Genomic DNA, 2,623 nt, shown 5'->3' with positions numbered 1-2,623 from the left:
AACCTTCTCAAGCTTGATACTTCAGTGAAGGCTGGTATCAAGAACAAACGTAAAACCTGTGGCTGGGATGAAGACTATATGATGAAAGTGCTTGGGCTGATTGATTCTTGATCATGTTTTTGCCCTGCAGGGAGTATGACGGTGACTGGTCATGGAGCTCGGTTGAAAACCGGCTCGGTATCAGTTTTTCTGCGAAACAAAGAAGCCATCATCTTGAAAATGGACTGGTGGGCTACTGGCGACGGAATATACGAAAACGCGATGAACACGGTAGCCGGGATTTACTTGGCTCATTGTTTGCCGAAGGAGGATTACCATGGCAGCTGGTACAGAGTGACAGTCATGGCTTCGGGCGTATAGTCAGGCGTGGATTGAGAAACTACTACCGAACTGAGCGAGGCCTAAGGACAACAGTCGATATCATTAGCGGATCAGAGAATTACTTACCAGACGCTTTTGCCAATCATGAAACAATGCAACTTCTTGCTGGCATTGTTGACCAATTAATACTTCTTGCTGAAAAATTCGACATCAAAGAGCAAGATAACCCTGTTGAATTTCTTGATAAAAAGAGCCCTGACTGGCGGTCTGCTTTTCCCGTGCCCTTGGATGAAGCAAATGCACAATCACTTCTCAATGAATGGCTTAAGGATGCGGGGCAAAGTCATCAGGAGAGGCAAAATACAATCGAAAATGAAAAAGCCTTTACTTGTGAGCATAAGCTTCAGGGGGGGGTACCAAACTGGTCTATTTCTAGTGAGTTATACCTTCCCAGAGAAACAACTATTCCGTTTATTGATAACCTGACTTCCACGAGATTTGAGCTGGGTTTTTTCGAAGGTGATCAGCTGCTAGCCAAGGGGGGGGCAGTATATGCACAGCTTGATGAACACGGTCTAAAAATCAGGTTTCAAGAGTGTGTCATCTCACTCAAGAGAAAGCACACTACGCTACCAGTAGTGCTAAAGCTTATGGATAGTGGCCGACCCGTACATATTTTCAATTTTGACAACAGTGCTCTTGATTTAAAAAATAGCCCACTCTTTTTTGAGCCTAGAGATGACGAATGGTGGTTGGCAGCGCAAGCTTCATGCAAACTGGCATCGTCTAAGGGCAGAGTCCGGCTTCCTTCTGGAACACGCATAATATCTGGCTCGCCGGTGTTGATTGCAGAAGAAACAGACTCTGCAAAGTGGTTTGAAACAACGGATGACCTACTACTCAACAGAACTAACGATATATACAGACTGACTCTAAAAACTGAGTCAGACAGTTCATCGCAACCTTATTTAACGGGCAAAATAGCCCTTTATGAGTCACGCTCCAATACTGTTTTTGTCGGTTTTCCAAAACTTAATCTTCCGGAAGTTTACCCATATGACAAGCAAGATCTCCTTCATTGGGTTAATAATGAAAGGATCGACAATATACAGTCTTATTCGAAAGCAGGAACGGTTCCCTACTCCATAAAAAATCTACAAGACGAAACACTTCTTCAACGAAGAATCAGCACACTGCCTGAAGGGTTCTATTTATCGACCTTACCGGCAACAGGAGATCAGCCAGCAAAAATAAGAGTTCATAATGGCAGGGATCTACTACTTCAAGTTCTTGGTGATGACATTATTTACAGGGAAGAAAAAAAAGGACAGCACCACTACATTATTTTGGAACATAGCGGAGACAACATTCCGACACGTTTTCGCCTTGAAGTATCCAGTGATCGACGTATAGAGCCTGTTGAACTGATATTGCCGTATCCCTATCAGGGGGCACGGCTGATTGATTCTGAAGGAGAGCAGATACAAGATCATGAATTAACGCTGCCAGACTTGCTCGGTACGAAACTGGTTCTATTTTCAGGCCAGACTCAGGAGCAAACGTTTCATTTAAACATGCAGCTTGTTGCCAGTTCTGGCAAGCACAAGAATTCTGAAAAATTAACCAGGCACTATTCGTTTCAGATTGGTCAGGAGCCCCTGTCACTCAGCTTATTCAGTTTTCAGAGTGATATGGCTCAACTTCTTGGTTCTGTAGATGATCAGGACGCATTCATCAGATTTTCCGTAGATTCTACACAATCACTTCTGAGAATGAATATCCGGCGTTATTCTGGATTTATTGAACGAAAAGGAAATAACGTCGTTGCCATACAGGATCATAATAGTCTTATCATCAATGAGGCTGTAGCCGTCGAGGCCATGCTTTTGTCTGACCCGAAAAGAAAGTCAGTTGAAATACACCAGAAAAAATCCGAGTGGGTTGGAACGGGTTATTATGAAATTCCTTCAGCTATGGATAAATCTGGACCTTGGTTAATTTATCCCTGTTCAGATTCTTCCATACAGTTCCGACCTGCATTACATCTGGCTGAAATAGGCAACACAGAGAATGTTACCGAAGCAAAGTCTCTGCATGGCGCTGTTCAAATTAAATGTTGCTAACATGGTCTATACTCCCTGAGCATGAGAATTGTCGTGTAAAGTGGAGTTCCAGCCATGAAACCTCAGCAATTCCAAGACATCCTGAAGTCCATACCCATGATGTCCCCAGAGCAGATCGGTGTCCTCCATAAAACTCTGCCGCCCTCACCCATTGCCGGTGATGCACAAGGTATTTCCGG

Annotated in this window: 1 protein-coding gene; it reads left to right on the top strand. The window is 43.8% G+C overall.

Translation table 11 applies throughout. From position 1 onward, the window contains the following. The first annotated feature begins 113 nt into the window (after positions 1–113). Positions 114–2,444 carry an STY4851/ECs_5259 family protein gene (locus ACNRUY_RS26145; protein ID WP_488114599.1) on the top strand — a complete coding sequence of 777 codons (2,331 nt, stop codon included), beginning with the start codon at positions 114–116 and terminating at the stop codon, positions 2,442–2,444. Positions 2,445–2,623: the final 179 nt, after the last annotated feature.

Source organism: Endozoicomonas sp. Z74, from assembly GCF_057680865.1.
Note: the sequence above shows the minus strand (reverse complement) of the source record. Positions and strands in the feature narration are given on the sequence as shown.

Bases quoted from the DNA above. Each gene is read 5' to 3' on its own strand.
- ACNRUY_RS26145 (WP_488114599.1), top strand. From the start codon at position 114: ATGTTTTTGCCCTGCAGGGAGTATGACGGTGACTGGTCATGGAGCTCG.